Source organism: Amycolatopsis sp. NPDC026612, assembly GCF_040638285.1.
In the GTDB taxonomy this organism is placed as follows: Bacteria; Actinomycetota; Actinomycetes; order Mycobacteriales; family Pseudonocardiaceae; genus Amycolatopsis.
Window position 1 is genome coordinate 1 of sequence record NZ_JBEZYB010000100.1, and the last position, 26,139, is coordinate 26,139.

Consider the following 26,139-nt stretch of genomic DNA (forward strand, 5'->3'; position numbering starts at 1 on the left):
GCCGCGCCGCGCGGCCGGTGTGGCCGCCTGGGGGCCCCGGGTGCCCTACTGCCCCCCGCAAACCCCCCGGACGGCCGCCACCTGGCTCAGGTGGCGGCCTTCCGTGCGTTGCGGGTCTGGCGTGCGCTGTGCGGGCGTAATCGGCGCCCAGGAACTCGAGACATCGACGCCCGCTGGAACCGGCGGTAAGCGGCGAACGTGGGCCACGACGGGTGCCGATCAGGAAGTGCCCCCGCCGAAACCCCCAGGTCCGGCGATCCGCGTGGGAAAACGGACGCGGGGGTGACCGGAACCGGTCACCCCCGCGTCGCGCGTTCAGGCCTTCATTCTCCGCTGGCGCGGGTCGAAGGCGTCGCGAAGACCGTCACCGATGAAGTTGATCGTCAGTGAAATCAGCACGAGCACGATGAACGGCCCGAAGAACAGCGCCGGCCGCCCCTGCAGCTGGGCGTAGTTTTCCAGGATGACGCGGCCGAGCGAGGTGTCCGGGAGCTGGACACCGAGGCCGATGAACGACAGCGCGGCTTCCGCCAGCACGGCCTGCGCGACCGCGAGGGTCGCGTTGACCGTGATGCTGCCGACCATGTTGGGCACCAGGTGCTTGAAGATGATCCGGAACGTCCCGGCGCCCGACGCTCGAGCCGCGTCGACGAACTCGCGCTGGGACAGCGACATCGCCTCGGCGCGGGTGATCCGGGCGATCTGCATCCAGCCGAACGCCGCCAGCACCAGCGCGACGATGTACCAGGAGCCGCCGCCGAACACCTTGGCGAGGATGGCCGCCGCGGCGATCTGCGGGATGATCAGGAACAGGTCCGTCACCCGCGAGATCGCCGAGTCGGTGAACCGGCGCAGGTAGCCCGCCAGTGCGCCGAGGACGACGCCGACCACCGTGGAAAGGATCGACACCGTCAGGGCGATCAGGAGCGAGTACTGGGTGCCCCGCAGAACCTGCGACACCATGTCCTTGCCGACCTGCGTGGTGCCCAGCGGGAAGTCGCCGTTCGGCCTGGCGAACGAGGGGAACGAGCTGTCCTCGTAGTTGTGCTTCCAGAAGATCGGCAGGAGGACGCTGAGCAGGACGATCAGCACCAGCACCGCGGTCGAGGCCATGGCCAGCTTGTGGTGCAGGAACTTCCTGAGCACCAGCTTGCCCTGGCTCCGGGGCTCGGGCATGGCCTCCGCCGGGAGCGTGCCCTCGGCGGCCGCCGTTTCGGTCGCGAGAAGAGAGTTCAAGTCAGCCAACGCGAATCCTCGGGTCCAGGATGCCGTACACGAGGTCGGCGATCAGGTTGGCGACGATCACGCTGGTGGCGATGACCACGAGCCAGCCCATCATCACCTGAGTGTCGTTCTTCGAGACGGCTTCCACCAGCAATGTGCCCATACCGTGCCAGTTGAACACCGTTTCGGTGATGATCGCGCCGGCGAGCACCGAGCCGAAGTTCACCGAAAACAGCGTCGTCACGGGGATCAGGGCGTTGCGGAACGCGTGCCGGAAGATGACCCGGCCGTTGCCGAGGCCCTTGGCCCGCGCGGTGCGCACGTAGTCCGAGTTCATCACCTCGAGCATCGAGGCGCGCTGGAACCGGCTGTACGCGGCGAAGCTGATCGCCATGATCGACAGGGTCGGCAGCAGGTACGCACCGATCGTGCTGGTGATGAAGTCACCGACACCGTCGGTTTTCAGCTGTTCCGGGCTGGTCGTACGCAACCATGGATTGCCGAGGACGTCCTGCAGACCGAGGTCGCGGACCCAGCCGTTGATCTCGATCGCGTAGTTCTTGAGCACGATGGCGACGCAGAAGATCGGCATCGAGAAGAGCAGGAAGGCGAGGGTGGTCGCCAGGTAGTCGATGATCGAGTACTGCTTCACCGCGGCCAGCACGCCGACGATGATGCCGATGATCAGCGCGAGGATCTCTGCGCCGACCACCAGCTTGAAGGTGACACCGAACGCGGCCATCACCTTCGGTGCGACCGGCTGCAGTGCGTTGCCCTGCGCGATGGAAGTGCCCCAGTCACCCGACAGGACGTGGCCGAGCCAGCTGAAGTACCGCGGCACGACGCCCTGGTCCAGACCCAGCTTGTGGGAAAGCGCATCGAGCGCTTCCTTGTTGATGTTCGGGTTGTGCCGGAGCTCGCCGAGCGGGTCGCCGGTGGCGGCGACCATCACGAACGACAAAAAGGTCCCGACCAGCAGGACGGGAATCGATATCGCCAGACGGCGAAGGATGTAGATCACCAGGTTCAACGAACTGCTCCTCATCCGGGCCTGGTCGTCAGAAGTGCGCTGGACCGCTACCCGGTTGTCTACCGTAGTGGCGGTAACCCTACGGTCAACAGCTACTTCCGGTGGGTACCGGGGCCCGGCTTGTGGCCGGGCCCCGGTACCCCCAGGTCATCTGGAGCGAGGGGAGGAAGAAGTGGCGGGGCTAGCCCCTGGCTACTTCTTCTCCCACTCGCCGGCGTTCCACAGGACACCGTTGTAGGACTGCATGTACACGCGGTCGATGCCCTTGAACGCCCACATGCTCGGCGTCTGGAACAGCGGCACGGTCGCGTACTTGTCCGCGATGGCCTTGTCGGCGGCCTGGTAGCTCTGCAGCTTGACCTGCTCGTCGGTCGCGCTCACCGCAGTCTTGAACGCGGCGTCGATCTTCGGGTCGCAGAGGTTCTGGTAGTTCTGGTCGCCACCGTTGGTCGGGCAGACGTAGATCGAACGCGACTGCGACTTGAACGGAGCCGACGACCAGCCGAACAGCGCGATGTCGTAGTCACCGGTCGAGACGCGGCCACCCTTGAGGAAGTTGGCGTCGGTCTCGTCCTTGACCTCGATACCGGCCGCCTTGGCCTGCGAGATGATGATCTCGACGGTCTGGCTGCGGCGGGCGTTCTGGTTGTGCGTGATCTTGAACGAAGCGCGCACGCCGCCCTTGGCGAAGATGCCGTCGGCACCCTTGACCCAGCCCGCGTCGGTCAGCGTCTTCGCCGCCGCCTCGGCACCCAGCCCGGCCTTGCTGCCGTACAGGTCGGTGTAGCCCTCTTCACCCTGGAAGAACACGATCGAGTTCAGCGGGGCCGCGTCGGCCTGGACTTCCTTGAGCAGCTTGTCGGTGATCGCCTTGCGGTCGACGACCTCGAAGAACGCCTTGCGGAGCGCGTCGTCCTTGAACATGCGGTTGAACTGCAGGTCGAGGTGCTCGTAGGTCAGCTGCGGGGCCGAACCGTAGGTCACGCCCTGCGCCGCGAGGCCCTTCATCGTGTTGGCCGCGGTGGCGTCCGGCTGGGTCGACGCCGCGACGTCGATCTCACCGTTCTGCAGCGCGGTCGCCATGGCCTTGGTGTCTTCCATGGCGCGGACCACGATCTTGGCCGGGCCGCCCTTGCCGCCCGCCCAGCTCGGGTTCTTCACCAGGTTGACGGACTTCTGGTTCGCGTCGAACGAGTCGATCATGTACGGCCCGGAAGCCGGCATGAGGGCCTTGTCGAAGCCCTTCCACTTGTTCGTCCAGAAGTCGCCGGCCTTGGACAGCTGGGCCGGGTCACCGGTCGGGGCGAGCTTGCTGATGTCCTCGATACCGGTCTGCTTCTCGAGGATGTGCGCCGGCAGGATCTGGACGCCGCTGAACAGGCCCTTGTAGTCGAGGTACGGCTCGCTGAAGTCCGTCTCGAGGGTCAGGTTGTCCTTGCAGGTCGCCGTCTTGATCTTGTCGTAGCCGGTGGTCGAGGCCGCGTTGAACGGGTTCTTGCCGTCCGAGCCCTTGGCCTGGCCGCTCTGCGAGAGCCAGCTCAGGTAGAAGTCCTTGCAGTCGAAGGGCGCGTTGTCCGACCACTTGACGTTCGGCTTGATCTTGTACGTGACGACCTGCGGCTCCTTGGAGGTCACGTCGACCGAGTCCAGGATGTCCTTGTTGAGCAGGATCTTGTTGTTGCCGTCGAGGACGAAGGAGTCTTCGAGGACAGCGGTCAAGATGTAGGTGTTGTACGAGCTGTTGGTGTCCGGGGTGTTGTTGTTGTACCCGGAGTACCCGTCGTCGATCCCGACCGTGACCGTGCCGTCCCAGCCCTTGACGTCCGCGAGCTTGAACGTGTCACCCTGCTCGGCCTTGCCGACCGCCATCGACTTGACGTCGGTCGACGAGCCGTTCTGGTCGGTGCTGCCCGAGCCCGAGTCGCCCCCGCTGCAGGCGCTCAGCAGCAGCGAAGCGCCTGCGACGAGCGACAAGGCGGAGACTGCTTTGGTTCTCCTCATGAAGTGTGCCCTCCTAGCACTGAGCCCTTGAATTGTGACAAGGACCCACACCGCTCCGGTTGGGCCGGAGCCTACGACACGCCAAGCGACACTCAACTGGCGCACTGCGGGTGCACGCTAGAAAGGAAAAGCACCGACAGTCACCAGTTCAGGGTCGATCGTGACCAAAGGGTGACTTCCAGTCGACATCCAGAAATACGACGGTTACCTCATGGATTCACAGAGTCCCACTCGAACGCGTTGGTGAAGATCACCCGGTAGTACTGAATGCGTAGCCAAGCGATTACTTCGGGCCGCGAGTCCAGTTCACCGCGGACCCGAACGGGCCCACCATCGGAGGACCGGGGGTAACGCCCGAGATGCCGGAGCCGATCGCCAGGGTGTCAGCCAATTGGAACAACGGAATCACCACGTTCTGGCGCCAAAGTTCAGGCTCAAGAGTGGTGAGCGCTTCGGCGATCGGGGTCGATCCGGACAGCACCGCGTCGATCGACGGCTGCAGCGCCGGGTCGCAGAACCCGGCCGCGTTGCCGGGGACGACGGGCTTGGTCCTGTCCACCCCCGCCGCCGTCTGCTCCGGGCGGCAGCCGAAGGTCGACGCGAGCACCGACGCGGTGTCGCCGCCGACCGCCTGCGGGACGACGGCGATGTCGATCCCGACGTTGCCCGCCGAGTCGCCGGTCGGCTGCTGGACCCCGCTCACGACCGGCATCGCGAGCAGGCCGCTGAACAGGTCGCGCGGCTGCGGCGCGATCGCGTTGACCTCGATGCCCTGCGCGGTGAGCTCGCTGGTCAGCTCCTTGGCGATCGTCGCGTACGGCTCCTGGGTGCCCGGCGAGGCGATGACCAGCGAGAGGGCCCGGCCGTTCTTGCGCCAGGTGCCCGCGGTCTTGGTGTAGCCGGCCGCCTTCAGCGATTCCTCGGCCTTGGCGACGTCGGGGGCGGTGGGCGGCCCGGGCGGGATGGTCGCCGCGTAGCCCTTCACCGAGGGCGCCGTCACCTGGGCGTCGGCGTGGAGCGCCGACGACGGGCCGCCGTTGACGCCTTCGGTGATCAGCTTGGTGCGGTCGAGCAGCGCGGCGACGCCGGCGCGGACCTGGGCGTCCTGCAGCGTCGCGCTGACCGGGCGCAGGAGCACGTCGGCCACCAGCGGGCGAGCCACGGTGTGCAGCTGCACCGACGAACCGAGCTCGCCGAGCAGCTTGAGCTCGTCGCCGGTCGTTCTCGCCAGCGCGAACTGGTCGTTGCCGCTGCGCAGCGCGGCCAGCAGCGTGTTCTGGTCCGAACGGCGCAGCACGATCCGGTCGATCGCGGCGGGTTTCTCCCAGTAGCGGTCGTTGCGCTCCAGGATCACCTCGCCGCGAGCGGTGTCGAGGCTCTTGATCGAAAACGGGCCGGCGACGGCCGGGAAGTTCGACGCGAGCGCGCCGCGCCAGCCGTCGGGCGCGTCCTTGAGCAGGTGGGCGGGCAGCAGGTCCGAGAACAGCGTCTGCCAGCCCGGGTACGGCTTGGCGAAGGTGACCTCGACGCGCTTGCCGCCTTCGCGGGACTGCAGGTCGGTGATCTGCCGGTAGCCGGCGGGCTCGATCACGCCGGGCTGGTCGCGCAGCTGGGTGCGCAGGTAGTCGAAGTCCTCGGCGGCGATGGGCGCGCCGTCGGACCAGGACGCGTCGGGCCGGATGTCGTAGGCGACCACGAACGGCTGCTGCGAGATCACCTGCGCGGACTTCATCAGGTTCTTGTCGAGCTGGGTGGTGCCGTCGTCCTTGTGGCGGAACGCCGAGGGCAGCAGCAGCTGCGAGAGCGCGGAGGTCACCTGGGACGAGTCCGCGAGGTTGTGCGGGTTGTACCCGCCGAGCACGTCGTCGACGCCGACGACGATCTGCGACGGCGTCTTGCCGGTGGTGGACACGGGCGCGACCGACGACGACACGACCGGTGGCGGCGGGGTGTTGGAGCAGGCGGTGAGCAGCACGGCCGCGAGTGCCACTACCGGCACCGCCTTGCGATTCACCCGCACGCCCCGTTCCTCCCAGTTTCCGCCGATCGGGTCAGCCATGCTCCCACGACCGCCTTCCCCGCCGGAACCGAGATTCCCATACCCGGATCGGGCGGTCCCGCCGCCCCAAGGTGGCCGCTATGGGGAAGGACGCGCGGGGAACCGTCCGGGTTCCCGGACCGTTCCGGAACGGCGGAACGAACACGGGCCGGACACGAGAAAGGTTCATATCGGTGGTCGACGCCAGGCGTCGATGCCGTCTCGGCCCCTATAAAGATATAAGGAGAAGAACGGCGGCCTTCGTGACATTGTGTTCGTTCCCGACCGACCCAGCGTAAGGGAACGGGCACGAAAAAACCTCCCGGCACCGAGTGCCGGGAGGTTTTTCCGGAGTTCGGGATCAGCCGTTGTCGCGGCTCTTGGCGCGCGAACGCTCCTTCGCGCGGGTGTTGACGTCCAGGGTGACCTTGCGGACGCGGACGACTGAGGGCGCGACCTCGACGCATTCGTCGACCGAGCAGAACTCGAGGGCTTCTTCCAGCCCCATCTTGCGCGGGCGGGCCAGCGTCTCCATCACGTCAGCGGAGGACTGACGCATGTTGGTCAGCTTCTTCTCCTTGGTGATGTTGATGTCGAGGTCCTCGAAGCGCGGGTTCTCGCCCACGACCATGCCCTCGTACACCTCGGCGCCCGGCTCGACGAAGAACGTGCCGCGGTCGGCCAGCTGGATCATCGCGTACGCGGTGACCGGCCCGGTGCGGTCGGCGACCAACGAGCCGCTGTGGCGGGTGCGGATCTCGCCCGCCCACGGGAAGTAGCCCTCGAACACGTGGTTCGCGATGCCGGTGCCGCGGGTCTCGGTGAGGAAGTCGGTGCGGAAGCTGATCAGGCCGCGCGACGGGAGCACGTACTCCAGCTTGATCCGGCCGCTGCCGTTGCCGCTCATGTCCTCCATGCGGCCCTTGCGCGCCGCCAGGAGCTGGGTGATCGCGCCGAGGTGCTCCTCCGGCGAGTCGATGTACAGGCGCTCGAACGGCTCGTGCAGCTTGCCGTCGATCGTGCGCAGCACCACCTGCGGCTTGCCGACGGTCAGCTCGAAGCCCTCTCGCCGCATCTGCTCGACGAGGATCGCCAGCGCCAGCTCGCCACGGCCCTGGACCTCCCAGGTGTCGGGGCGCTCGGTCGGCAGCACGCGGATCGAGACGTTGCCGATCAGCTCCTGGTCGAGGCGGGCCTTGACCAGCCGCGCGGTGACCTTGTCGCCGCCGTTGCGCCCGGCCAGCGGCGAGGTGTTGACGCCGATGGTCATCGAGATCGCCGGCTCGTCGACGGTGATCCGGGGCAGCGCCACCGGGTTGTCCGAGTCGGCGAGGGTGTCGCCGATGGTGATTTCCGGGATACCCGCGATGGCGACGAGCTCGCCCGCGCTGGCTTCGGTCGCCGGGACGCGGGTGAGCGCCTCGGTGACCAGCAGCTCGGAGATGCGCACGTTCTGCACCGTGCCGTCCTCGCGCATCCAGGCCACGGTCTGGCCCTTGCGGAGCTTGCCGGCGTGGATGCGGATCAGCGCGATGCGGCCGAGGAAGTTGGACGCGTCGAGGTTGGTGACCAGCGCCTGCAGCGGCGCGTCGAGGTCGGCGGCGGGCGGCGGCACGTGCCGGAGCAGCGTGTCGAACAGCGGGTCGAGGTTCTCGCTCTCGGGGATCTCACCGTCGGCGGGCTGCTCCAGGCTCGCCTTGCCGGCGCGCGCGGAGGCGTAGACGACCGGGAGGTCGAGAATGGCGTCGTGGTCGGCGTCCTCGATGTCGCTGGCCAGCTCGAGCAGCAGGTCGTGGGTCTCCTCGACGACCTCGGCGATCCGGGCGTCGGGGCGGTCGGTCTTGTTGACCAGCAGGATCACCGGCAGGCCGGCCTCGAGGGTCTTGCGCAGCACGAACCGGGTCTGCGGGAGCGGGCCCTCGGACGCGTCGACCAGCAGGACGACGCCGTCGACCATGGCCAGGCCGCGCTCGACCTCGCCACCGAAGTCGGCGTGGCCGGGGGTGTCGATGACGTTGATGGTCACCGAGCCCTCGGGCGTCTGGCGGTGGATCGAGGTGTTCTTGGCGAGGATCGTGATGCCCTTTTCGCGCTCGAGCTCCCCCGAGTCCATCACGCGGTCGACGAGCTCGGCGCGCTCGGCGAAGGCGCCGGACTGGCGGAGCATCGCGTCCACCAGCGTGGTCTTGCCGTGGTCGACGTGGGCTACGATCGCGACATTGCGCAGGTCGGGCCGGGTCTTACCGGTCGGCCGGCCGGTTTCGACGGTAGCGCTGGCTGCGGGCACGCGAGAACTCCTGAACTTCAAGGGGTGGGTGGCCGCGTAAAGCCCATCAGGCATCCCGTGACCGGCTCTGGTCACACGCGGACCTCACCAAGGATACCTCCCGGCCTTTTGTGAGCAGCCCCACGCCCCCAGATCGGTTAGGCTCACCTAACGTGGATACCCGGTGAGCCAGCCGATCCGAGGGAGCGTGCGCGTGGGCAAGAAGCCGGACGACCCCCGCAAGGTGGTGCGCAAGCTGATGAAGGCCGGCAAGGTCAAGAAGAAGTGCTGCCGGTCGAAGCCGCGCTGCAAGAAGTGCCCGGTGCTGGCCCTGAAGAAGGCGAAGCTGGACCTCGCCGCCTAGTGCGGGATGGCTTCGTTGATCCCCCGCAGCTCGGGCGCCGTCTTCGTCGGGGAGAACTCGATGACCTCGTACTTCGCGAGGTGCCGGACCGCGAACGGGTCGCTCGCCAAGACGGCGTCCAGCTTCCCCTGGGACATCGGGCGCGTGATGATCACGCCGCCCACCCGCGGCTTCCGCGCCCCGGAGGCGAGGAAGAGCCCCCGCTCGTACTGCCGGTTCAGCCACTCGACGTGGTCCGGCAGCGCCAGGTCGACTTCTTCGATCGGTGCGGTGTAGGTCAGCAGCACGACGAACATGGTTACGACGGTAGACCCGCTTGGTTATGATCGCCGGTATGCGTGCGCAGACGTCCCAGTGGTGGCCGCCCCCGGCGGCCGTCTAGTCCTGCGCTGATCACCAGCGGCCGCCCCGGAACGGGCGGCCTTTTTCGTGCCTTCTCCGGGGTGGTCCCCCCTCGGAAGGAATCCACCATGAGCAAGCTGTCCGGGATCACCCCGTCCGGTCACGTCCACCTCGGCAACCACCTCGGGGCCGTCCGCCGCTGGGCCAGGGAAGGCGGCGTGGACGACCTGTACTTCGTCGCCGACCTGCACGGGATGACGACGTCGCACAACCCGGCGAAACTCCGCTCACTGGCGAGGGAGCAGCTCGCCGTGCTGATCGCCGCCGGCATCGATCCCGAGCGGGTGTTCGTCCAGTCCGACCTGGCCCGCGAGCTCGGCGCGCTGACCTGGGTCCTGGAGTGCACCTGCAACTACGGCGAGGCCGCGCGGATGATCCAGTTCAAGGAGAAGTCGAAGGGCCAGGCGGGGGTACGGCTGTCGCTGCTGACCTACCCGGCGCTGATGGCCGCGGACATCCTCCTGCAGGGCGCACGCGAGGTCCCGGTCGGCGAGGACCAGCGGCAGCACGTCGAGCTGACGCGGACGCTCGCGAAGCGGTTCAACAGCACCTACGGCGAGGTGTTCACCGTCCCGGAGGCGGTGCTCCCGCCCGCCGGCGCGCGGGTCAAGGACCTCACCGACCCGACGCGCAAGATGTCGAAGTCGACGCGGGACGCGGTGGGCGTGGTGTTCGTGCTCGACGAGCCCGACCAGATCCGCCGCAAGATCCGCCGCGCGGTCACCGACGGCGGTTCCGTGCCGGTCCACGCCCCGGAGACCCGGCCGGGGATGGCGAACCTGCTGGAGATCCTCGCCGCCTGCCGGGGCGGGTCCCCGGCGGAGCTGGCCGAGGAGTTCTCGTCGTACGGAGCGGTGAAGGACGCCGTCGCCGACGCCGTGGTCGAGGAACTGCGTCCCCTGCGGGAACGCGCGTCTTCGCTGCTCGGCGACGTCGCGGAGCTGGACCGGGTGCGGAAGGCGGGCGCGGAGCGCGCCCGGGAGCGCGGCTCGCACCGGCTCGACGCGGCCCTGCGGATGATCGGCGCTAACTGAGCAGCGCGCGGAAGGCCGGGAGCAGGATCCGGTCGGCGGGCAGCCAGTCGACGTCGTCGAGGTCGTCGGGCCCGAGCCACTGCACGGCTCGGTGCTCGACGGCCCGCGGCTCTTCCCCCGGCGAAACGAGCTTCGCGGCGTAGATGCGGAGAACCCGGCCACCGGGCAGCGGGACGTCCTCCCCCACCCGGCCGCCGACCTCGACGACGACGTCGAGCTCCTCGCTGCACTCGCGGGCCAGCGCGAAAGCTTCGGATTCCCCCTCTTCGACCCGCCCGCCGGGCAGCTCCCACTGCCCGGCGTGCTTCGGCGGCCAGGCCCGTTGCTGGGCCAGCAGCTTGCCGTCGCGCACCAGCGCGGCTCCCACGATCACAGCGTTCACAGTCCCGGAACTTACCCGGAAGCCCCGCCGCCGGCCGCGCGCCAGACCACCACGAACCGCGCGCCGCCGTCCGGGGACTCGCCCACCTGGACGCGGCCGCCGCGGCGGCGGACCGTTTCCGCGACCATCGCCAGGCCCAGGCCCGTGCCACCCGACGACCGGGCCCGGTCGTCGGCGATGCGGTAGAACCGGTCGAACACCTTCTCCCGGTGTTCGGGCGGGATGCCGGGGCCGTCGTCGTCGACCACCACCCGCACCGAAGACCGCGTCGCCAGCACCGACACCACGATCTGCCCGCGCGCGTAGCGGCACGCGTTGCGCAGCAGGTTGTCCAGCACCAGCTCCACCTCGGCGTGCGCGGCCGAAGCCCACGCCTGCGCGACCGCGGTGCTCACCCGGGTCTCCGGCGCCTCCGCCGGGAGCCGGGCCGCCGCCGCGCGGACCTCGCTGACCAGCTCGACCGGCTCGGCGGACGGCACCTCGCCCGCGTCCGAGCGGGCCAGCGACAGCAGCCCGTCCAGCAGCGACGACAGCCGCTCGGCCTCGGTGAGGATGTCCGACAGCGTCTCCTGCGCCAGTTCCGGGTCGGGATTGGTGACGGCCACCTCGGCCTGCACCCGGATCGACGCGACCGGCGAGCGCAGCTCGTGCGCGGCATCGCCGGTGAAGCGCCGGAGCCGGTCGCTGGCCTGCTCCTGCCGCTCCAGGAGCGCGTTGAACTCCTCCGCCAGCGCGCGCAGCTCGTCGTGCGAGTCCGGCAGCGCCAGCCGCGCCCCCGGCGGCAGCGACCGCACCGAACCCCGCATGCGCGCGACCGGCCGCAGCGACAGGCGCACCACCAGCCACGTCGCGAAGCCCGCCGCCAGTGCGCCGACCGACGCGACGGCCACCAGCCACAGTCCGCCGTAGTGCACCGCGGCGGCGAACCCGACCAGGCCGGCGCCGGCCACGACCAGCCGTTGCGCCCCGTCCGGCGCGCTGACGACGGTGCCCCGGTACCGCGCGCCGTCCCGCTGCACCGGCTGCCCGGCCTTGAGCGTCGAGACGTCGGCGGGCGCCAGTCCGGTGGGCGTGCCGCCGTCCACCGGCGTGCCCGCGATGTCCAGCACCCGGAGCGTCACCGGGGCCGCGCCGGACAGCGGGCGGCCCGCGCCCACCTCGGCGCCGGCGGGGCCGAGTGCGCTCGTCAGCTCGCGGTCGACCGAGCCGATGAGCAGCGGCGAAAGGTTCGACGCGGCCAGCGCCGCGAGGCCGAGCAGGCAGGCCAGGGTGATCGTCGCGGCGAGCACGGTGATCCGGGCCTGCAGGGACCGCCCGCGCCACCAGCCCCTCACGGGGCGATGACCTCGTCGAGCTGCGCGTCGGACGCCAGGTAGCCGTGCCCGCGCACGGTCCGCAGCAACGCGCCGGCCCCGACCGCGTCGAGCTTGCGGCGCACGTACCCGACGTAGACCTCGACGAGGTTGCGGGTCACCGCCTGCTCCTCGCCCCAGACCGCGCGCAGCAGCTCGTCCTTCGTGACGACCGTGCCCGCCCGGCCGACGAGCACCTCCAGTAGCGCGAACTCCCGCGGGCTCAGCCCGACTTCCTCGCCGTTCCAGCGCACCTGCCGCAGCCCGCGGTCGACCGCCAGCGCGCCCAGCCGCAGCGTGCCGCGACCGGCCTCCGGCCCCGCCCGGCGCAGCACCGCGCGGACCTGCGCGACGAGCACCACGAACGAGAAGGGCTTGACGAGGTAGCCGTCGGCACCGAGGTCGAGGCCGTCGGCCTGGTCGACCTCGCCGTCCTTGGCCGAGACGAGCAGCACCGGCGTGGTGACGCCGTCCTTGCGCAGCCGCTCCAGCACCCGGTAGCCGGACAGGCCCGGCAGCATGATGTCGAGCAGGACGACGTCGAACGAGCCCGTGCTCGCCAGCTGCAGGCCGGTGGGCCCGTCCGCGGCCGTGACCACGTCCATGTCCTCCGCGCGCAGCCCGCGTTGCAGGGCCTTCCGCACGCCCGGTTCGTCGTCGACCACCAGCACCCGAGGTTTCACGAGACTCATCATGGCCGGTTTGCGCAGGTCGTGCGTCGGTTCTCAGCGCGATCTCAGCGTGGGAGGGAGAACCTTCAGTGGTATCTCAGCCTCGAGAGGGAAGCGTCGTGGCCAGGGAGCCGGGCACACTCGAGTCCGGGAACACCACAGGGAGAGACGCATGAAACCGAAGACGAAGGGCATCACGGCCGCAGTCCTCGGCACCGCGCTCGGTGCCGGTGGCCTCGCGTTCGTCGCGATGCCGGCCAGCGCCGACGACAAGCCGGCGCTGCCGCAGGTGAGCGCCGAAGAGCTGATCCAGTCGGTCGTGCAGGCGAAGCCGGGCGCGTTCGACGGCACGGTCAAGGTCAGCAACGACCTCGGCCTGCCCGCCGTGGGGAACGCGGTACCGGGGGCGTCGGCGCTGAGCATGGACTCGGCGCACATCTTCACCGACGGCGCCGGCAAGAGCCGGCTGGCGGTCACGCAGGGCGCGAGCCAGGAGACCGTGGTCCACGACGGCACCACCGTCTGGGACTACAGCTCCCGGACGAACACCGCGACCAAGGTGACCATCCCGGCCGACGTCGCCAAGCAGAAGGGCGCGGGCAGCGAGAAGGTGACCGACCCGGTCGCGGCGTCGACCGAACTGCTGGCGAAGGTCCGCGAGAGCAGCACGGTGTCGGTCGACGGCACCGCGACCGTCGCCGACCGGCCGGCCTACGAGCTGGTGCTGACGCCGAAGCCGACCGAGCGGACGCTGCTGCGCGAGATCCGCGTCGCGGTCGACTCGCAGACGCGGATGCCGCTGCGGGTTTCGGTGCTGAGCAACGGCACGGCGACGCCGGCGCTCCAGGTCGCGTTCACCGAGATCGAGTTCACGCAGCAGCCGGCCGACCTCTTCACCTTCACCCCGCCGAAGGGCGCCAAGGTGCAGGAGAAGACGCCGGCGCTCGACCAGCAGCACAAGGACCTGGCCGAGCAGGCGAAGCAGGACACCAAGGTCGTCGGCGACGGCTGGGACACCGTCGTCACCGGCAAGGTCCCGGCGGACGCGCTGAACGCGGCGCCGAAGGCCTCGGGTGAGCGCAAGGGCGGCGCCAACGCCGACCCGAAGGCCCTGCTCGCCCGGTTCGCCAAGAAGGTCAGCGGCACCTGGGGCAGCGGCTACCTCGTCACCACGAAGGTGGGCAGCGCGGTGCTGACCGACGACGGCCGGTTCGCCGCCGGTGCGGTGCCGGAGCAGGTCCTCTACGAGGCGCTGGGTCAGAAGTGACCAGCACGGCCGTTCAGTCCGGGGCGGACGTCTCTTCGGAGACGTCCGCCCCGGCGGTCCCGCTCGCCGCGCGCACCCGGGGCCTGCGCAAGGTCTACGGCAGCACGGTCGCGGTGGACCACGTCGATCTCGACATCCCCGAAGGTGCCGTCGTCGGGATGCTCGGGCCGAACGGCTCGGGCAAAACGACCACCATCCGCATGTTGCTCGGCCTGGTCCGGCCGACCGAAGGCGAGGTCGAGCTGCTCGGCCGCCCGATGCCGGACGCCGCCGCGCACGCGCTGCCGGACGTCGGCGCACTGGTCGAAGGGCCGGGCTTCCACCCGTTCCTCTCCGGGCGCGACAACCTCCTGCGCTTCGCCGCGGCGGAACCCCGGCTCGCGTCTTCGGGGATCGCCGGCGCGGTGGACTCGGCGCTGGAGCGCGTCGGGCTGACGGGGGCGGCGCGGCGCCGGTACAAGGGCTACTCGCTCGGCATGAAGCAGCGGCTCGGCCTCGCTTCGGCGTTGCTGGTGCCGCGGAAGATGGTCGTGCTCGACGAGCCGACCAACGGCCTCGACCCTGCGGGTACCAGGGAGATCCGCAGGATCGTCGCCGAGCTGCACGCCGAGGGCGTCACCGTGCTGGTGTCGTCGCACCTGCTGGCCGAGGTCGAAGCGACGTGCACGCACGTGGCCGTGCTGCAGGCGGGCAACGTCGTCGCGCAGGGCGAGCTGGCGGAGCTGCTGGAGTCCGGGAACGCGGCCCTGCTGGTCCGCACGCCGGACGCCGAACAGGCGGTGGAAGTGCTGCGGGAGAACCGGATCGGCGCCCGGCTCACGCCGGACGGCGTCCGGGCCGACCTCACCGCGGCGGAAGCACCGCGGGTGCTGCAGGTCCTGGTGGGCGCGGGGGTCGCGGTCCACGAGGCGACGCGGGCCCGCACCGGGCTGGAAGACCTGTTCGCCCGGCTCACGGAGGGGGCGGAATGACCGCGGTTCTCGAAGCACCGGCGGCCCGCACGGGCCACGACACGGTGCCGCTGCCCCGGCTGCTGGCCGCGGAGCTGCGCTGGATCTTCCGGCGGCCGCGGACGCTCGCCGTCCTGGCCCTGCTGGCGCTGATCCCGGTGGTGATCGGCATCGGCCTGACGCTGGTGAGCGGGCCACCCGACGCCGGCGGACCGAACCCCGATGGCGCGTTGCTGGCGTCCGCGGTCAACAACGCGTTCGTCCTGCCGATCGCGGCGATCGTGATGTCGCTGGCGCTCCTGCTGCCACTGGCCTCGGCCATGGCGGGCGCGGACGCGATCGCGGGCGAGACGTCCCACGGCACCCTGCGCGGCTGGCTGATCGCCCCGGTCAGCCGGGGCAGGCTGCTGGCGGTGAAGGCGTTCGGCGTCGCGACGGTGTCGGTGGTTTCGGTGCTGGCGATGTGCGTGACGGGCGTGGTGACCGGCCTGATCATCAACGGCACGGATTCGCTGTTCACGCTGTCGGGCACGACGTTGTCCCTGGGCGGCGCACTGGCGCGGATCCTGCTGGTGGCGGGCTGGGTGGTGCTCCAGCTGTGGGCGGTGGGCGCGGTGGCGCTGGCGCTTTCCAGCTGGACCGAGCACCCGATGCTGGTGGTGGCGTCGGTCCTGGCGGCCGACATCGTGTTCACCATCCTCGGGTTCCTGACCTCGCTGAACTGGCTGCACCCGTTCCTGCTGACCCAGAACTGGGCGACGGCACCGGCGGAGGTGCTGCAGGACCCGATGGGCACGCAGATGCTGGGCGAAGGCGCGTTGCGTGCGGCTTGTTACATCGTGATCGGGCTTTCGCTGGCGTACGCGCGGCTTTCGACCCGCGACGGCTGAGTTGTCGTGAGTGGTAATTGGGGTTAGAACCCTAATTACCACTCACGACAACCCGACCACCGCCATCCCGTCCGGGTCGAGCTCCAGCTTCACCGCGTCCCCGGCCCGCAGGTCCGACGCTGCCGGAGCCACCGCGTCCACAGTGGACGCTTCGAGCTTCACCACCAGCCGCACGTGCTCGCGGCGATGCACCGCGGCCACGACCTCGCCGGCCACCCCTTCCGCGGCCACCCGCAGCGCGTGCGGCCGCAAGCCGAGCCGGACCGGACCGTCGTCGACGTCCGGGAGTTCCAGGTCCCCCAGCTCCGTGCGCACGTTCCCGCCCGCGGCCACGCCGTCGACGAACGTCGTCACCCCGAGGAACCGGGCCACGTCGTCGTCCGCCGGGTTGCGCCACACCCGCCGGACCGCGCCTTCCTGGCGGACTTCGCCCGCGTCGAGCACCGCGACCCGGTCGGCGAGAGTGAAGGCCTCCTCCTGGTCGTGCGTCACCAGCAGAGCGGTGATCTTGCTGCGGCGCAACAGATCCGCGAGGTCGATCGCCAGCTGCTCGCGCAACCCGGCGTCCAAACCGGACAGTGGCTCGTCGAGCAGCAGCAACCGCGGCTTCGGCGCCAAAGCACGGGCCAGCGCCACCCGCTGCGCCTGCCCGCCGGAGAGCTCCGTCACCCGCCGCCCCTCGAAGCCCGTCAAGCCGACCAGCTCCAGCAGCTCGGCGACCCGCGGCGCCCACTCCGCCCGCGGTACCCCGCGCATCCGCAGGCCGAACGCGATGTTGGCGGCGACGTCGCGGTGGCCGAACAGCTGGCCGTCCTGGAACACCAGGCCGAACCCGCGCCGGTGCACCGGCACCGCGCCGAGGTCCTCGCCGTCCCAGCTCACCGAACCGCGCGCCGACGGTTCCAGCCCGGTGATCGCGCGCAGCAGCGTCGACTTGCCCGATCCCGACGGGCCGAGCAGGGCCAGCACTTCGCCGTCGGCGATGTCCAGCCGCGCGTCGCGCACCGCCGCGAACGATCCGTAGTGGACAGTCAGGTCCCGCACCGACAGCGCCATCAGAACTCTCCCACCCGGCCGCGCGCGGCCCCGAGCCGGTCGATCAGCGCGACCGCCAGGACCGTCACGAGCATCAGCAACGCGCACGCCGCGTACGCCATCTGGTTGTTCAGCTCCCCCGGGCGCGCCATCAGCGTCGCGACCGCGACCGGCAGCGTCGGCGCCGTCGGCCGGGCGAGGAAGCTCGTCGCGCCGAATTCGCCCAGCGCCACGACGAAGCCGAACCCCGCCGCCGCGACCAGCGGCCGCAGCGTCAACGGCAGGTCGATCTCCCGCCACACCCGCAGCGGGCTCGCCCCGAGCGTCGACGCGGCCTGCCGCAACCGGACGTCGACCGAGCGCAGCACCGGCAGCACCATCCGCACGATCAGCGGGATGATCACCAGCGCCTGGGCTAGCGGCACCAGGTAGGGCGACGTCCGCAGGTCACCCGGCAGCGCGTCGAGCGTCACCAGGTAGCCGAAGCCGACGGTCACCGCGGACACCCCGAGCGGCAGCATCAGCACGGCGTCCATCGTCTCGCCCAGCCCCCGCGCGGCTTTCGCGGGCGACCGGCGCAGCGCCACGAGGACGACGGACGCAAGCACGCCGACGACCATCGCGAGCAGCGTCGCGTCGATGGCCACCTTGAGCGAGTTCAGCGCGGCGTCCCAGCCGGACACCTGCAGCGCGCCCTTCTCGCCGGTGCTCGTCAGTGCCCGGTACCCGGCGAAGCTCCAGCCGTCCTCAGTGGACACCGATTCGGCCAGGAGCGCGACGATCGGCGTCACCAGCAAGGCGAGCACGACCCCCGCGGCGCCGACGACCCACCACTCGCCGCCCCGCGGCGATCGTGCCCCGCCGGACCCGATCCGGGCGCCTTCCTTGCGCCGGCGCGCCAGCCCGCCGAGCACCAGCGCGGCGACCACGGCCGCGAACTGAATCAGCGAAAGTGCCGCCGCGCCCGAGAGGTCCAGCAGGTCGACCGTCCGCAGGTAGATCTCGGTTTCCAGGGTCCGGTAGCGGGCGCCGCCGAGGATCAGGACGACCCCGAAACTGGTGGCGCAGAACAGGAACACCACGGCCGCGGCGGACGCGATCGCGGGGGCCAGCGCGGGCAGCGTCACCGACCGGAAGGCCCGCCACGGCGACGCGCCGAGCGCGCGGGCGGCGTCGGTCGTCCGCGCATCCAGCCGCGCCCACAGCCCGGCGACGGTCCGCGCGACGACGGCGACGTTGAAGAAGGCGTTGGCCAGCACGATCGGCAGCACGCCGCCGTCCGGCCACAGCGCCCGGAAGGCGAGCCCGACCACCACCGTCGGCAGCACGAACGGCACGAGCACCAGCGTCCGCGCCAGGCCGACGCCGGGCAGCTTCACCCGCGCCAGCAGGAACGCCACCGGTAGCCCGGCCAGCACCGCGACCACCGTCGACGCGGCCGCGCTCGCGACGGTGAACCCGGCCAGCTGCCAGGTCCGCGGGTCACCGAGCACGGCGCCGAGGCCGCCCGCAGCGAACCCGCGTCCGACGATCGCCAGCACCGGCCAGGCGAAGAACACCACCAGGAACCCGATCGGGGCGACGCCGATCAGGGCCAGGCCGAGTCCGCGGGCGGTCCGCGGTGGCGCTGTCGCGCTTCGGAGGCTCCGGGCCGGAGCGCCGGTGCTCACTGCACGAGCGTGCGCCATTCGCCGATCCACTTCTCGCGTCCGGCCTGGACCTGGTCCGCGGGCAGTGTCTGCGGCTTCTGCGGCAGCGGCGCGACCTGCGCCCAGCCCGCGGGCAACTCGACGTCCTGGCGCGCCGGGTAGACGTACATGTTGGCGGCGACCGTCGCCTGGAACTGCTGGGAGAGCAGGAAGTCGACGACCTTGTGCGCGTTCTCGGCCTGCTTGCCGTTCGTCAGCACGCCGGCGTACTCGACCTGCCGGTAGCAGGTGTCGAGCAGCGCCTTGGTGCGCGGCTTCCCGTCGTCACCGACCTCGGCGGCGGGCGACGACGCGTACGAGACGACGATCGGCCGCGGCCCCTTGCCGGACGAGCCGGAGAACTGCTTGGTGTAGGCCTCTTCCCAGCCGCTGACCACCTTGACGCCGTTGGCCTTCAGCTTCGTCCAGTAGTCCTTCCAGCCGGCGTCGCCGTACTTCGCGACGGTGCCGAGGAGGAACGCCAGGCCGGGTGACGCCGTCGCCGGATCCTCGGCGACCAGCAGGTCCTTGTACTTCGGGTCGGCCAGGTCGTCGTAGGTCGACGGCGCCGGGATCCCCTTGGCGGTGAAGTAGTTCGTGTCGACGTTGACGCACACGTCGCCGACGTCGACCGCGGACAGCCGGTGCTCGGGGTCGACGGCGTAGCGCTGCGGCCCGCGGTCGGCCTCGGGGCTGGTGTACGGCTCGAAGACGCCCTCGCCGAGTGCCCGCGAGGCGAAGGTGGAGTCGACGCCGTACGCGACATCGCCGATCGGGTTGGCCTTCGTCAGCACGAGCTTGTTGGTCAGCGATCCGGCGTCGCCCTGCTTGAGCACGGAGATCTTGATGCCCGACTGCTTCTGGAAGGCGTCGAGCACCTCCTGCGGCGCCAGGAAGGAATCGTGCGTCACGAGGGTGACGGTGGGCGTCTGCTGCGTGCCACCGTCGCCGTCCGACAGCGAGCACGCCGTGGCGACGGCGCTGACGGCGGCGATGGCCGTCGCGACGCGCACAGCCCTGCGTTTCATCTACCCTCCTGCACTTCGCCGACGCGGAGGGAAGCCCTCCCGTCGCCGGCATGATCCGGTCAGGTGCGAACGGTCGCGGGGTGACCCGCCTCTCAGCCCGGCTGACCGGACTCCCGTGGCAACCGTGCAGCGTAGTCCAGGACGGACGACCATGGAGACATGACGGAAATCTTGAGCGACTCCGAGGCCGACGGACGGCTGGGCGCGGGCTGGACCCGGTCCGGGGCCGTCATCACCCGCGAAGCGGAGCTGGCGAGCTTCCCCCAGGCGATCGAGGTGGTGAACCGCGTGGCCGAGCTCGCCGAAGCCGCCGACCACCACCCGGACATCGACATCCGCTGGCGCACGCTGACGTTCCGGCTGAGCACCCATTCGGCGGGCGGGCTGACGGCGAAGGACTTCGACCTGGCCGCACAGATCGATTCGGTCCTCGCCGGGATGTGACCTCGGTAACTCTGGGTGAACTTCACCGCCGGTTCGGCGTCTCTCGGTTACCGGAACCTTCGGGAGGGAGACGAGATGACTCAGGCAATCGTGGTCGGTACAGCGGCGTTCGCAACGATGGTGGCGGCGGCCGGGGGCGTGCTCTGGTTCACCGCCCGCCACCGTCATCGCCTGGACGGCTGAGAGTTCGGTCACAGCTGTTAACGCGAGGCATGATCAGCGCGCTGAGCAGGCGGAAGCATCGGTTCGGCCCTTAGGAAACGCCATGAACAACACCGCCGCCCTCACGCCCGCTCAGCGCGCCTGGATCAACGCCCTCGCTCCCGCGGTGGTGCTGATCGCGATCGCGGTGCTGGGCCTGCTCGGCTAGTTCGTCCGTACCTGGCGGTCCGGCGGCTACAAGACGATCTGCCCGGCCGACGGGAACCCGGCCGGCCGCTCGTCGGCCGTGGACCAGTATTCGAGGCACGACAACCGGCCGTCGTCGACGAACAAGATGAGACCGCCGTCCGGGACGTCGGCCTCCACCGCCACTGATTTCTTCACCGCCGCGCGCGGGGTCGTTTCGTCCACCGCGAGGTCGATCGTGGGGCACCCGCAGCCGCAGCGGCCGATCACCCGGGCCGTGGCGGCCTGCGCCCGCAGTTCCCCCGCACCCGGGAAGTCCGCCGCGAGCAGCGTGTCCAGTGCCGTCCGCTCGTTCGCCGTCAGCGGGCGGCCCGCGGAGTCCTCCATCAGTAGCGGGGCATGTTCGGGATCGTCTTCTCGGCGACCCCGATGAGATCGTCGACCTTCGCCACATCGGCGGTCACGTCTTCGGCGGTCACCGCGGGCGCCTCCGAAGAGCGGTACGCGACTTCGTTGCGCCGGACCCGCATCCGGTTGAAGGGACGCAGAAGCGACCCCAGCGGCGGGTCGAGCTGCGCGAGAACCGCTTCGTAGACGGCGATGTGGCCACCCCGGCTCGTCGCGCGCAAACCTTGGTTCTGCAGCACGGCCGCCAGCGCACGACGGGCACCGTCGTACGCCAGTGTGTAGGCGCCTTCCGGATCCGACTCGAGCAGCTGCCGAGCCGAAGCGACGTGCGTCCGGGCCCGGACGAGTTCGGCTTCCGCGGCTTCCCGCGAGGCCGGGACGTGCTCGAGCGAGCCGCGCGCGATGAGCGCGTCGATCGTGGCGCGCCCCTGGTTCCACCGGGTCATCGGGTCTCCTGCTCGAGCGGCAACGGAACCAGCGGACGCTCACGCACGCTGGTGAGGAACGGATCCGTGGTGTCCGCCACCGCCCACGAAGCCGGCGAGACCCGGTGCACGTTGACCTCGCGGCCCAGCCGTCGCGACACGCCTTCGGCGAGGTCGAAAAGCGCATCCGCATCGGGCGAGCCGACAACGAGGACATCGACGTCTCCGGGAGGCGGCCCGGGTTCGCCGCTGTAGCGCGCGGCCCATGACCCGTAGATGTAAGCCTCGCGCACGCCGGCAAGACCGGACAGGGCCTCGGCGAGCAGCGGCAGCGGCCCGAAGGTGACCGACAGGAGCTCGCTCAACGGCCGGTAGAGCGGAGTGTCCGTCCGGGCTTTGACGAGCCGGCTCCGGCCGACCCGCCGGTCTTCCAGGATGCCCCCGCCGACGAGCCGTTCGACCTCCCGCAGCACGGCCGTGGGCGTGACGCCGGAGGCTCCGGCGAGCTCGGTGATGCTGTACTCGCGCTCCGGGTGGAGCAGGACCAGTGCGAGCAGCTCACCCTGCATGCGTGACCGCAGCAGGGGCAGCAGGCTCGGCGAAGCTTTCATTGGACGCAGTATATCCTGCGCCCAATGAAAGCAACAGTCAGTAGTTGAGTGCTGGGGAACGGGTGGTGCCCGCGATGACGATCGTTGCAGTGGACCGGCACGGCCTCGTCGCGATCGGCGAAGGCGATCACCCGGCGACGTACCAGGCCGCAGAGTGGCTGCGGTCGTCCCGACCAGCCTTCGGCCTGTTCGACGCCGACGAGGAGCCAACCTGCACGAGCAAGCTGTGGACGGAACCATTCACTGTCGGGCTGCCCATCGAGTTCGCCCGAGCAGTGTCCAGTGCGCTCAGCGAGGGGCCCGGTCTCCCAGCGGGACCCTCACGATCGACCGCGCAGGCTTCGACCTGGTCAATTCGTCCGAGACGGTCTTCGGGCAGGCGGCAGCCGTGCTGAAGACCGCCATGGCCGCGCAGCTTTCGGGCCGGGATGCCGACGCCGCGGCCAGGTCGCTCGTCAGCACCTGGTGAGTCCGAGCAGTGCCGGAAATCCGCGAAGTGCTGGTTCCGTTCCTCCTGGCCAAGTCGGTTATCCCCCTGGTGTCGGCGGCCTGGTACCAGGAACCGACCGCGCCGGACCGAAGCAGATCGGCGGCCTCTCGGCCCTCGTGCCTGGCCAGGAAAGCCCTGCTGCGGGCGGCGGACCAGCGCTCCGCCAGCGCCTTGCGCATCACGTGCTGGAAGCCTCGCGGGCTTCCGACACGGCTGCGCCTTTTGGTGAGGCTTGAGGTTGCTCCGTGTCGGAACTCCACCACGTCGCCGTCAGACGTTGAAGCGGAACTCCACCACGTCGCCGTCGGCCATGATGTAGTCCTTGCCCTCCATGCGGACCTTGCCCGCCGCCCGGGCGGCCGCCATCGAGCCCGCCGCCATCAGGTCCTCGTACGAGACGATCTCCGCCTTGATGAAGCCGCGCTCGAAGTCCGTGTGGATGACGCCCGCCGCTTGGGGGGCCGTGGCGCCCTGGGGGATCGTCCACGCGCGGGACTCCTTCGGGCCCGCCGTCAGGTACGTCTGCAGGCCGAGGGTGTGGAACCCGGCGCGGGCCAGGGAGTACAGGCCCGGCTCCGGCTGGCCGACGGACTCGAGCAGCTCGCGCACCGACTCCTCGTCGTCCAGCTCCAGCAGCTCCGACTCCACCTTCGCGTCGAGGAACACCGCATCCGCGGGGGCGACCAGCTTGGTCAGCTCCTCGCGGCGGGCTTCGTCGGTGAGGATCGACTCGTCGGCGTTGAAGACGTAGAGAAACGGCTTCGTCGTCAGGAGGCTGTGCTCGCGAAGCAGTTCGAGGTCGACGTCCTTCTGCGCCGAGAAGAGCGTGCGGCCGCTGTCGAGGATTTCCTTCGCCTTCTGGGCGGCCTCGAGCGCCGGCTTCGCTTCTTTCTTGGTCCGCGCTTCCTTCTCCAGCCGCCAGACAGCCTTCTCGAGAGTCTGCAGATCGGCGAGGATCAGCTCGGTGTTGATCGTCTCGATGTCGCTCGACGGGTCGATGCGGCCGTCGACGTGCACCACGTCAGGGTCGTCGAACACGCGGATAACCTGGCAGATCGCGTTGGCCTCACGGATATTCGCCAGGAACTTGTTGCCCAGCCCGGCGCCCTCGGACGCACCCTTCACGATGCCCGCGATGTCCACAAAGGACACGACTGCCGGGACGGTCTTCTCCGACTTGTACAGCTCGGCCAGCTTGTCCAGCCGCGGGTCCGGCAGCGGCACGACACCGACGTTCGGCTCGATCGTCGCGAACGGGTAGTTCGCGGCGAGCACGTCGTTGCGGGTCAGCGCGTTGAACAGGGTGGACTTGCCGACGTTGGGCAGGCCGACGATACCGAGGGTAAGGCTCACGACCTCGCAGTCTACGGGTCTCCCCCGGCCGGACCCCACGCACCCAACGCCGTGGCGGATTTCCGCCAGCGACGGCGCTGACCTGCTGGCATGCTCGGATCAATGGTCACCGAAACGCTCTCACTCTGGCGAGACGCCGAGCGCTGCTACCGCGTGGTCACCGCCCGCGACTCGCGCTTCGACGGCCAGTTCATCATGGCGGTCCGCACCACCGGGATCTACTGCCGCCCGTCGTGCCCGGCCTCGACGCCGAAGGTGCAGAACGTCCGCTTCTTCCCGACGTCGGCGGCCGCGCAGGCCAACGGCTTCCGCGCCTGCCGCCGCTGCCTGCCGGACGCCGTGCCCGGCTCGCCGGACTGGAACGTCCGCGCCGACCTGGCCGCGCGAGCCATGCGCCTGATCTCCGACGGGACCGTCGAGCGCGAAGGCGTCCCCGGCCTCGCCCGGCGGCTCGGCTACTCCGAACGGCAGCTCGGGCGGGTGCTCACCGCCGAGCTGGGCGCGGGCCCCCTCGCGCTGGCCCGGGCGCACCGCGCGCACTCGGCGCGGCTGCTCATCGAGATGTCCGAGCTGCCGCTGACGGACGTCGCCTTCGCGGCGGGCTTCTCCAGCGTGCGGCAGTTCAACGAGACGATCCGCGAGGTGTTCGCGACAACTCCTTCGCAGCTTCGCGCCTTCGCCTCGTCACGACGTGGCCGGCAGAGCGATGTGACGGGCACGCGGCTCAGCCTGCGGTTGCCGTTCAGGCCGCCTTTCGACGCTCAGGGACTGCTTCGCTTCTTCGCGGCCCACGCGGTACCGGGAGTCGAGAACGTCACCGACGGCTCGTACGCCCGGACGCTGCGGCTCGCCCACGGCACCGGCGTCGTGAGGCTGACGCCGCAACCGGACCACGTGCGCTGCGAGCTGCTGCTCACCGACCTGCGTGACCTCGGCAGTGCGGTCAGCCGGGTGCGCCGGCTGCTCGACCTCGACGCCGACCCCGCGGCGGTCACCCGCGTCCTGGGCGCCGACCCGGCGCTGGCAGCGGTGGTCGAGGCTGCACCGGGCATCCGGGTCCCGGGCACGGTCGACGGCGAAGAACTGCTGTTCCGTGCCCTGCTGCACGAGGTGCCGCCCGGCGAGGAGGTGCCGGGCGAGTGGGGCGTGACGAGGCTGTTCCCGGCCGCGGCCCGGATCGCGGCCGCGCGTCCCGCCGACGTCGTCACCGGGGTTGCGACGGCGCTGGCCGAAGGGCGCTTGGAGGTCCACGTCGGCCGGGAGGCGGCCGAACTGCGCGCGGAGCTGCTGGCGTGCCCGGGCGTCGACCCGCTGACGGCGGACTACGTGCTCATGCGCGTGCTCGGCGCCCCGGACGTCCTGCTCGCCGGCGACCCCGAGGTCCGCCGCGGCGCCGAGGCGCTGGGCATCGCGCCGGATTCGCTGGGCGAGCGCGCCCGCGCGTGGACGCCGTGGTGTTCCTACGCCGGGATGTACCTGCGGCGCGCGGCCGGCTAGCTAGCCCTGGTCGCCTCGCCACAGCACGGCCTGGCCGACGACGACCTGCTCGCCGTCGTAGGTCAGGGTCGGCGAGCCGTACAAGCGATAGCCGAGTTCCAGCGCCTCGCTGACCCGGTGGCAGAACTTCGCGTCGTCCGGGCCGGTGAGCACGCGGTAGCGGGGCAGGCCGTTCGGCGGCAGGTCGCTCATCGCTTCATCTTGGCCGAGTGATCAGCCCGCGCGCACCTCCAGTGTCGAGCCCGTGCGGGCCTTGCGGACCCGCAGCCGGGTGGGGATGCGCTGCCGCAGCTCCTCGACGTGGGACACCAGCCCGACCACCCGCCCGCCGGCGCGGAGCTCGTCGAGGATGTTCATCACGACGTCGAGGGTTTCGGCGTCCAGCGTGCCGAAACCCTCGTCGACGAACAGCGTGTCCAGGAGCGCGCCCCCGGTTTCCCCCGCGACGACGTCGGCCAGCCCCAGCGCGAGGGACAGCGACGCGAGGAACGACTCCCCGCCGGACAGCGTCTTCGCCGGGCGGATGGTGCCCGAATAGTCGTCCAGCACGTCGATGCCGAGCCCGCCGCGGGTCCCGCGCGCCCCGGCCGCGTCCGAGTGCACGAACGAGTACCGGCCCTGGCTCATCGTGCGGAGCCGGTGCGTGGCGGCGACCGCCACCTCTTCCAGCCGCGCCGCCAGCACGTACGACCGCAGCGACATCTTGCGGCTGTTCTGCCCGCGCCCGTTGACGACGTCCGCGAGCGCGCGCAGCTCGGCGAACTCCGCCTCGGCCGGGGCGAGCCCGGCCAGCGCCTTGCGCAGGAGCCCGGCCAGGCGGGTCAGCTCCTCGTGCTGCGCGATGGCCACCCGCAGCGCCGCGTACGCGGAATCGGCGTGAAGCAGATCCCGAAGGAGCTGTACGAGGCGGCGGAGCTGGACGGTGCCGGCCGGATCCGGGT

The 26,139-nt window shown here is 70.5% G+C and carries 25 protein-coding genes and 1 riboswitch; of the genes, 7 read left to right on the forward strand and 18 right to left on the reverse strand.

What is annotated here, in order from left to right; genetic code table 11:
• Positions 1–315: 315 nt before the first annotated feature.
• The 5 genes from AB0F15_RS40410 to typA all read right to left on the reverse strand — a co-directional run bounded on the left by AB0F15_RS40410 (position 316) and on the right by typA (position 8,580).
• On the reverse strand, positions 316–1,245 hold the full coding sequence (locus tag AB0F15_RS40410; RefSeq protein WP_360282353.1) for an ABC transporter permease: 930 nt from the start codon (positions 1,243–1,245) through the stop codon (positions 316–318).
• Positions 1,238–2,254: an ABC transporter permease gene (locus tag AB0F15_RS40415; protein ID WP_360282355.1), complete on the reverse strand. Its 1,017-nt coding sequence runs from the start codon at positions 2,252–2,254 to the stop codon at positions 1,238–1,240. The genes AB0F15_RS40410 and AB0F15_RS40415 overlap by 8 nt, the downstream gene beginning before the upstream one ends.
• Positions 2,255–2,446: 192 nt before the next feature.
• A complete protein-coding gene (locus AB0F15_RS40420) occupies positions 2,447–4,255 on the reverse strand; it encodes an ABC transporter family substrate-binding protein (protein WP_360282357.1) in 1,809 nt (602 codons plus the stop codon).
• A gap of 283 nt (positions 4,256–4,538) precedes the next feature.
• Complete coding sequence (locus AB0F15_RS40425) at positions 4,539–6,275, reverse strand: ABC transporter family substrate-binding protein (RefSeq protein ID WP_360282397.1); 1,737 nt, start codon at positions 6,273–6,275, stop codon at positions 4,539–4,541.
• Between the two features lie 379 nt (positions 6,276–6,654).
• Positions 6,655–8,580, reverse strand: coding sequence for a translational GTPase TypA (gene typA, locus AB0F15_RS40430; protein ID WP_360282359.1), 1,926 nt, complete (start codon positions 8,578–8,580; stop codon positions 6,655–6,657).
• 163 nt (positions 8,581–8,743) lie between these two features.
• Here typA and AB0F15_RS40435 point away from each other — a divergent pair, with 163 nt between their 5' ends.
• Complete coding sequence (locus AB0F15_RS40435) at positions 8,744–8,923, forward strand: hypothetical protein (RefSeq protein ID WP_360282401.1); 180 nt, start codon at positions 8,744–8,746, stop codon at positions 8,921–8,923.
• On the opposite strand, the gene AB0F15_RS40440 is transcribed toward AB0F15_RS40435, so the two are convergent.
• Positions 8,920–9,219: a YciI family protein gene (locus AB0F15_RS40440; RefSeq protein WP_360282361.1), complete on the reverse strand. Its 300-nt coding sequence runs from the start codon at positions 9,217–9,219 to the stop codon at positions 8,920–8,922. The two genes, AB0F15_RS40435 and AB0F15_RS40440, sit on opposite strands and share 4 nt — an antisense overlap.
• A gap of 174 nt (positions 9,220–9,393) precedes the next feature.
• Here AB0F15_RS40440 and trpS point away from each other — a divergent pair, with 174 nt between their 5' ends.
• Entirely contained in the window at positions 9,394–10,359 is a 966-nt protein-coding gene (gene trpS / locus AB0F15_RS40445; RefSeq protein ID WP_360282363.1) for a tryptophan--tRNA ligase, read from the forward strand.
• Here the strand turns inward: trpS and AB0F15_RS40450 are convergent.
• The 3 genes from AB0F15_RS40450 to AB0F15_RS40460 are packed head-to-tail and all read right to left on the reverse strand — an operon-like array spanning position 10,352 to position 12,788.
• On the reverse strand, positions 10,352–10,741 hold the full coding sequence (locus tag AB0F15_RS40450; RefSeq protein WP_360282365.1) for an NUDIX domain-containing protein: 390 nt from the start codon (positions 10,739–10,741) through the stop codon (positions 10,352–10,354). The two genes, trpS and AB0F15_RS40450, sit on opposite strands and share 8 nt — an antisense overlap.
• An 11-nt stretch (positions 10,742–10,752) precedes the next feature.
• Entirely contained in the window at positions 10,753–12,075 is a 1,323-nt protein-coding gene (locus tag AB0F15_RS40455; protein WP_360282367.1) for an ATP-binding protein, read from the reverse strand.
• Positions 12,072–12,788: a response regulator transcription factor gene (locus tag AB0F15_RS40460; protein WP_360282369.1), complete on the reverse strand. Its 717-nt coding sequence runs from the start codon at positions 12,786–12,788 to the stop codon at positions 12,072–12,074. Before AB0F15_RS40460 ends, AB0F15_RS40455 begins: the two co-directional genes overlap by 4 nt.
• 148 nt (positions 12,789–12,936) lie before the next feature.
• Between AB0F15_RS40460 and AB0F15_RS40465 the strand changes: the two genes are divergently transcribed.
• From AB0F15_RS40465 to AB0F15_RS40475, 3 genes are read left to right on the forward strand one after another with little or no spacing between them, the layout of a single operon-like run.
• Positions 12,937–14,031 carry a sigma-E factor regulatory protein RseB domain-containing protein gene (locus tag AB0F15_RS40465; RefSeq protein ID WP_360282371.1) on the forward strand — a complete coding sequence of 365 codons (1,095 nt, stop codon included), beginning with the start codon at positions 12,937–12,939 and terminating at the stop codon, positions 14,029–14,031.
• Complete coding sequence (locus AB0F15_RS40470) at positions 14,028–15,002, forward strand: ABC transporter ATP-binding protein (protein WP_360282373.1); 975 nt, start codon at positions 14,028–14,030, stop codon at positions 15,000–15,002. The genes AB0F15_RS40465 and AB0F15_RS40470 overlap by 4 nt, the downstream gene beginning before the upstream one ends.
• Positions 14,999–15,871, forward strand: a complete 873-nt coding sequence (locus tag AB0F15_RS40475; RefSeq protein WP_360282375.1) for an ABC transporter permease subunit — start codon at positions 14,999–15,001, stop codon at positions 15,869–15,871. The genes AB0F15_RS40470 and AB0F15_RS40475 overlap by 4 nt, the downstream gene beginning before the upstream one ends.
• Positions 15,872–15,913: 42 nt before the next feature.
• Here AB0F15_RS40475 and AB0F15_RS40480 read toward each other — a convergent pair whose 3' ends face one another.
• The 3 genes from AB0F15_RS40480 to AB0F15_RS40490 all read right to left on the reverse strand — a co-directional run bounded on the left by AB0F15_RS40480 (position 15,914) and on the right by AB0F15_RS40490 (position 19,622).
• Positions 15,914–16,927 carry an ABC transporter ATP-binding protein gene (locus AB0F15_RS40480; protein ID WP_360282377.1) on the reverse strand — a complete coding sequence of 338 codons (1,014 nt, stop codon included), beginning with the start codon at positions 16,925–16,927 and terminating at the stop codon, positions 15,914–15,916.
• Positions 16,927–18,498, reverse strand: coding sequence for an iron ABC transporter permease (locus AB0F15_RS40485; protein WP_360282399.1), 1,572 nt, complete (start codon positions 18,496–18,498; stop codon positions 16,927–16,929). Before AB0F15_RS40485 ends, AB0F15_RS40480 begins: the two co-directional genes overlap by 1 nt.
• A 74-nt stretch (positions 18,499–18,572) precedes the next feature.
• Entirely contained in the window at positions 18,573–19,622 is a 1,050-nt protein-coding gene (locus AB0F15_RS40490) for a thiamine ABC transporter substrate-binding protein (RefSeq protein ID WP_360282379.1), read from the reverse strand.
• Between the two features lie 19 nt (positions 19,623–19,641).
• Positions 19,642–19,749: riboswitch (TPP riboswitch) on the reverse strand.
• 32 nt (positions 19,750–19,781) lie between these two features.
• Between AB0F15_RS40490 and AB0F15_RS40495 the strand changes: the two genes are divergently transcribed.
• A complete protein-coding gene (locus AB0F15_RS40495) occupies positions 19,782–20,066 on the forward strand; it encodes a 4a-hydroxytetrahydrobiopterin dehydratase (protein ID WP_360282381.1) in 285 nt (94 codons plus the stop codon).
• 396 nt (positions 20,067–20,462) lie between these two features.
• Here AB0F15_RS40495 and AB0F15_RS40500 read toward each other — a convergent pair whose 3' ends face one another.
• The 4 genes from AB0F15_RS40500 to ychF all read right to left on the reverse strand — a co-directional run bounded on the left by AB0F15_RS40500 (position 20,463) and on the right by ychF (position 23,701).
• On the reverse strand, positions 20,463–20,801 hold the full coding sequence (locus AB0F15_RS40500) for a hypothetical protein (RefSeq protein WP_360282383.1): 339 nt from the start codon (positions 20,799–20,801) through the stop codon (positions 20,463–20,465).
• Positions 20,801–21,268, reverse strand: a complete 468-nt coding sequence (locus AB0F15_RS40505; RefSeq protein WP_360282385.1) for a hypothetical protein — start codon at positions 21,266–21,268, stop codon at positions 20,801–20,803. Before AB0F15_RS40505 ends, AB0F15_RS40500 begins: the two co-directional genes overlap by 1 nt.
• Positions 21,265–21,858: an ArsR family transcriptional regulator gene (locus AB0F15_RS40510; protein WP_360282387.1), complete on the reverse strand. Its 594-nt coding sequence runs from the start codon at positions 21,856–21,858 to the stop codon at positions 21,265–21,267. The genes AB0F15_RS40505 and AB0F15_RS40510 overlap by 4 nt, the downstream gene beginning before the upstream one ends.
• 760 nt (positions 21,859–22,618) lie before the next feature.
• Positions 22,619–23,701 (reverse strand): redox-regulated ATPase YchF, encoded by a 1,083-nt coding sequence (ychF, locus tag AB0F15_RS40515; RefSeq protein WP_360282389.1) that lies wholly within the window; start codon positions 23,699–23,701, stop codon positions 22,619–22,621.
• Between the two features lie 102 nt (positions 23,702–23,803).
• Here ychF and AB0F15_RS40520 point away from each other — a divergent pair, with 102 nt between their 5' ends.
• Entirely contained in the window at positions 23,804–25,198 is a 1,395-nt protein-coding gene (locus tag AB0F15_RS40520; RefSeq protein WP_360282391.1) for an AlkA N-terminal domain-containing protein, read from the forward strand.
• Here AB0F15_RS40520 and AB0F15_RS40525 read toward each other — a convergent pair whose 3' ends face one another.
• Both AB0F15_RS40525 and AB0F15_RS40530 read right to left on the reverse strand, forming a co-directional pair.
• A complete protein-coding gene (locus AB0F15_RS40525; protein WP_360282393.1) occupies positions 25,199–25,390 on the reverse strand; it encodes a DUF1737 domain-containing protein in 192 nt (63 codons plus the stop codon).
• 21 nt (positions 25,391–25,411) lie between these two features.
• A partial coding sequence (locus AB0F15_RS40530) for an SbcC/MukB-like Walker B domain-containing protein (RefSeq protein WP_360282395.1) occupies positions 25,412–26,139 on the reverse strand: 728 nt, incomplete at its 5' end.

Bases quoted from the DNA above. Each gene is read 5' to 3' on its own strand.
- AB0F15_RS40510 (WP_360282387.1), bottom strand. From the start codon at position 21,858: ATGAAAGCTTCGCCGAGCCTGCTGCCCCTGCTGCGGTCACGCATGCAG.
- AB0F15_RS40525 (WP_360282393.1), bottom strand. From the start codon at position 25,390: ATGAGCGACCTGCCGCCGAACGGCCTGCCCCGCTACCGCGTGCTCACC.
- AB0F15_RS40520 (WP_360282391.1), top strand. From the start codon at position 23,804: ATGGTCACCGAAACGCTCTCACTCTGGCGAGACGCCGAGCGCTGCTAC.
- AB0F15_RS40490 (WP_360282379.1), bottom strand. From the start codon at position 19,622: ATGAAACGCAGGGCTGTGCGCGTCGCGACGGCCATCGCCGCCGTCAGC.
- AB0F15_RS40440 (WP_360282361.1), bottom strand. From the start codon at position 9,219: ATGTTCGTCGTGCTGCTGACCTACACCGCACCGATCGAAGAAGTCGAC.
- AB0F15_RS40495 (WP_360282381.1), top strand. From the start codon at position 19,782: ATGACGGAAATCTTGAGCGACTCCGAGGCCGACGGACGGCTGGGCGCG.
- AB0F15_RS40465 (WP_360282371.1), top strand. From the start codon at position 12,937: ATGAAACCGAAGACGAAGGGCATCACGGCCGCAGTCCTCGGCACCGCG.
- AB0F15_RS40420 (WP_360282357.1), bottom strand. From the start codon at position 4,255: ATGAGGAGAACCAAAGCAGTCTCCGCCTTGTCGCTCGTCGCAGGCGCT.
- AB0F15_RS40500 (WP_360282383.1), bottom strand. From the start codon at position 20,801: ATGGAGGACTCCGCGGGCCGCCCGCTGACGGCGAACGAGCGGACGGCA.
- AB0F15_RS40505 (WP_360282385.1), bottom strand. From the start codon at position 21,268: ATGACCCGGTGGAACCAGGGGCGCGCCACGATCGACGCGCTCATCGCG.
- AB0F15_RS40475 (WP_360282375.1), top strand. From the start codon at position 14,999: ATGACCGCGGTTCTCGAAGCACCGGCGGCCCGCACGGGCCACGACACG.
- AB0F15_RS40480 (WP_360282377.1), bottom strand. From the start codon at position 16,927: ATGGCGCTGTCGGTGCGGGACCTGACTGTCCACTACGGATCGTTCGCG.
- trpS (WP_360282363.1), top strand. From the start codon at position 9,394: ATGAGCAAGCTGTCCGGGATCACCCCGTCCGGTCACGTCCACCTCGGC.
- AB0F15_RS40460 (WP_360282369.1), bottom strand. From the start codon at position 12,788: ATGATGAGTCTCGTGAAACCTCGGGTGCTGGTGGTCGACGACGAACCG.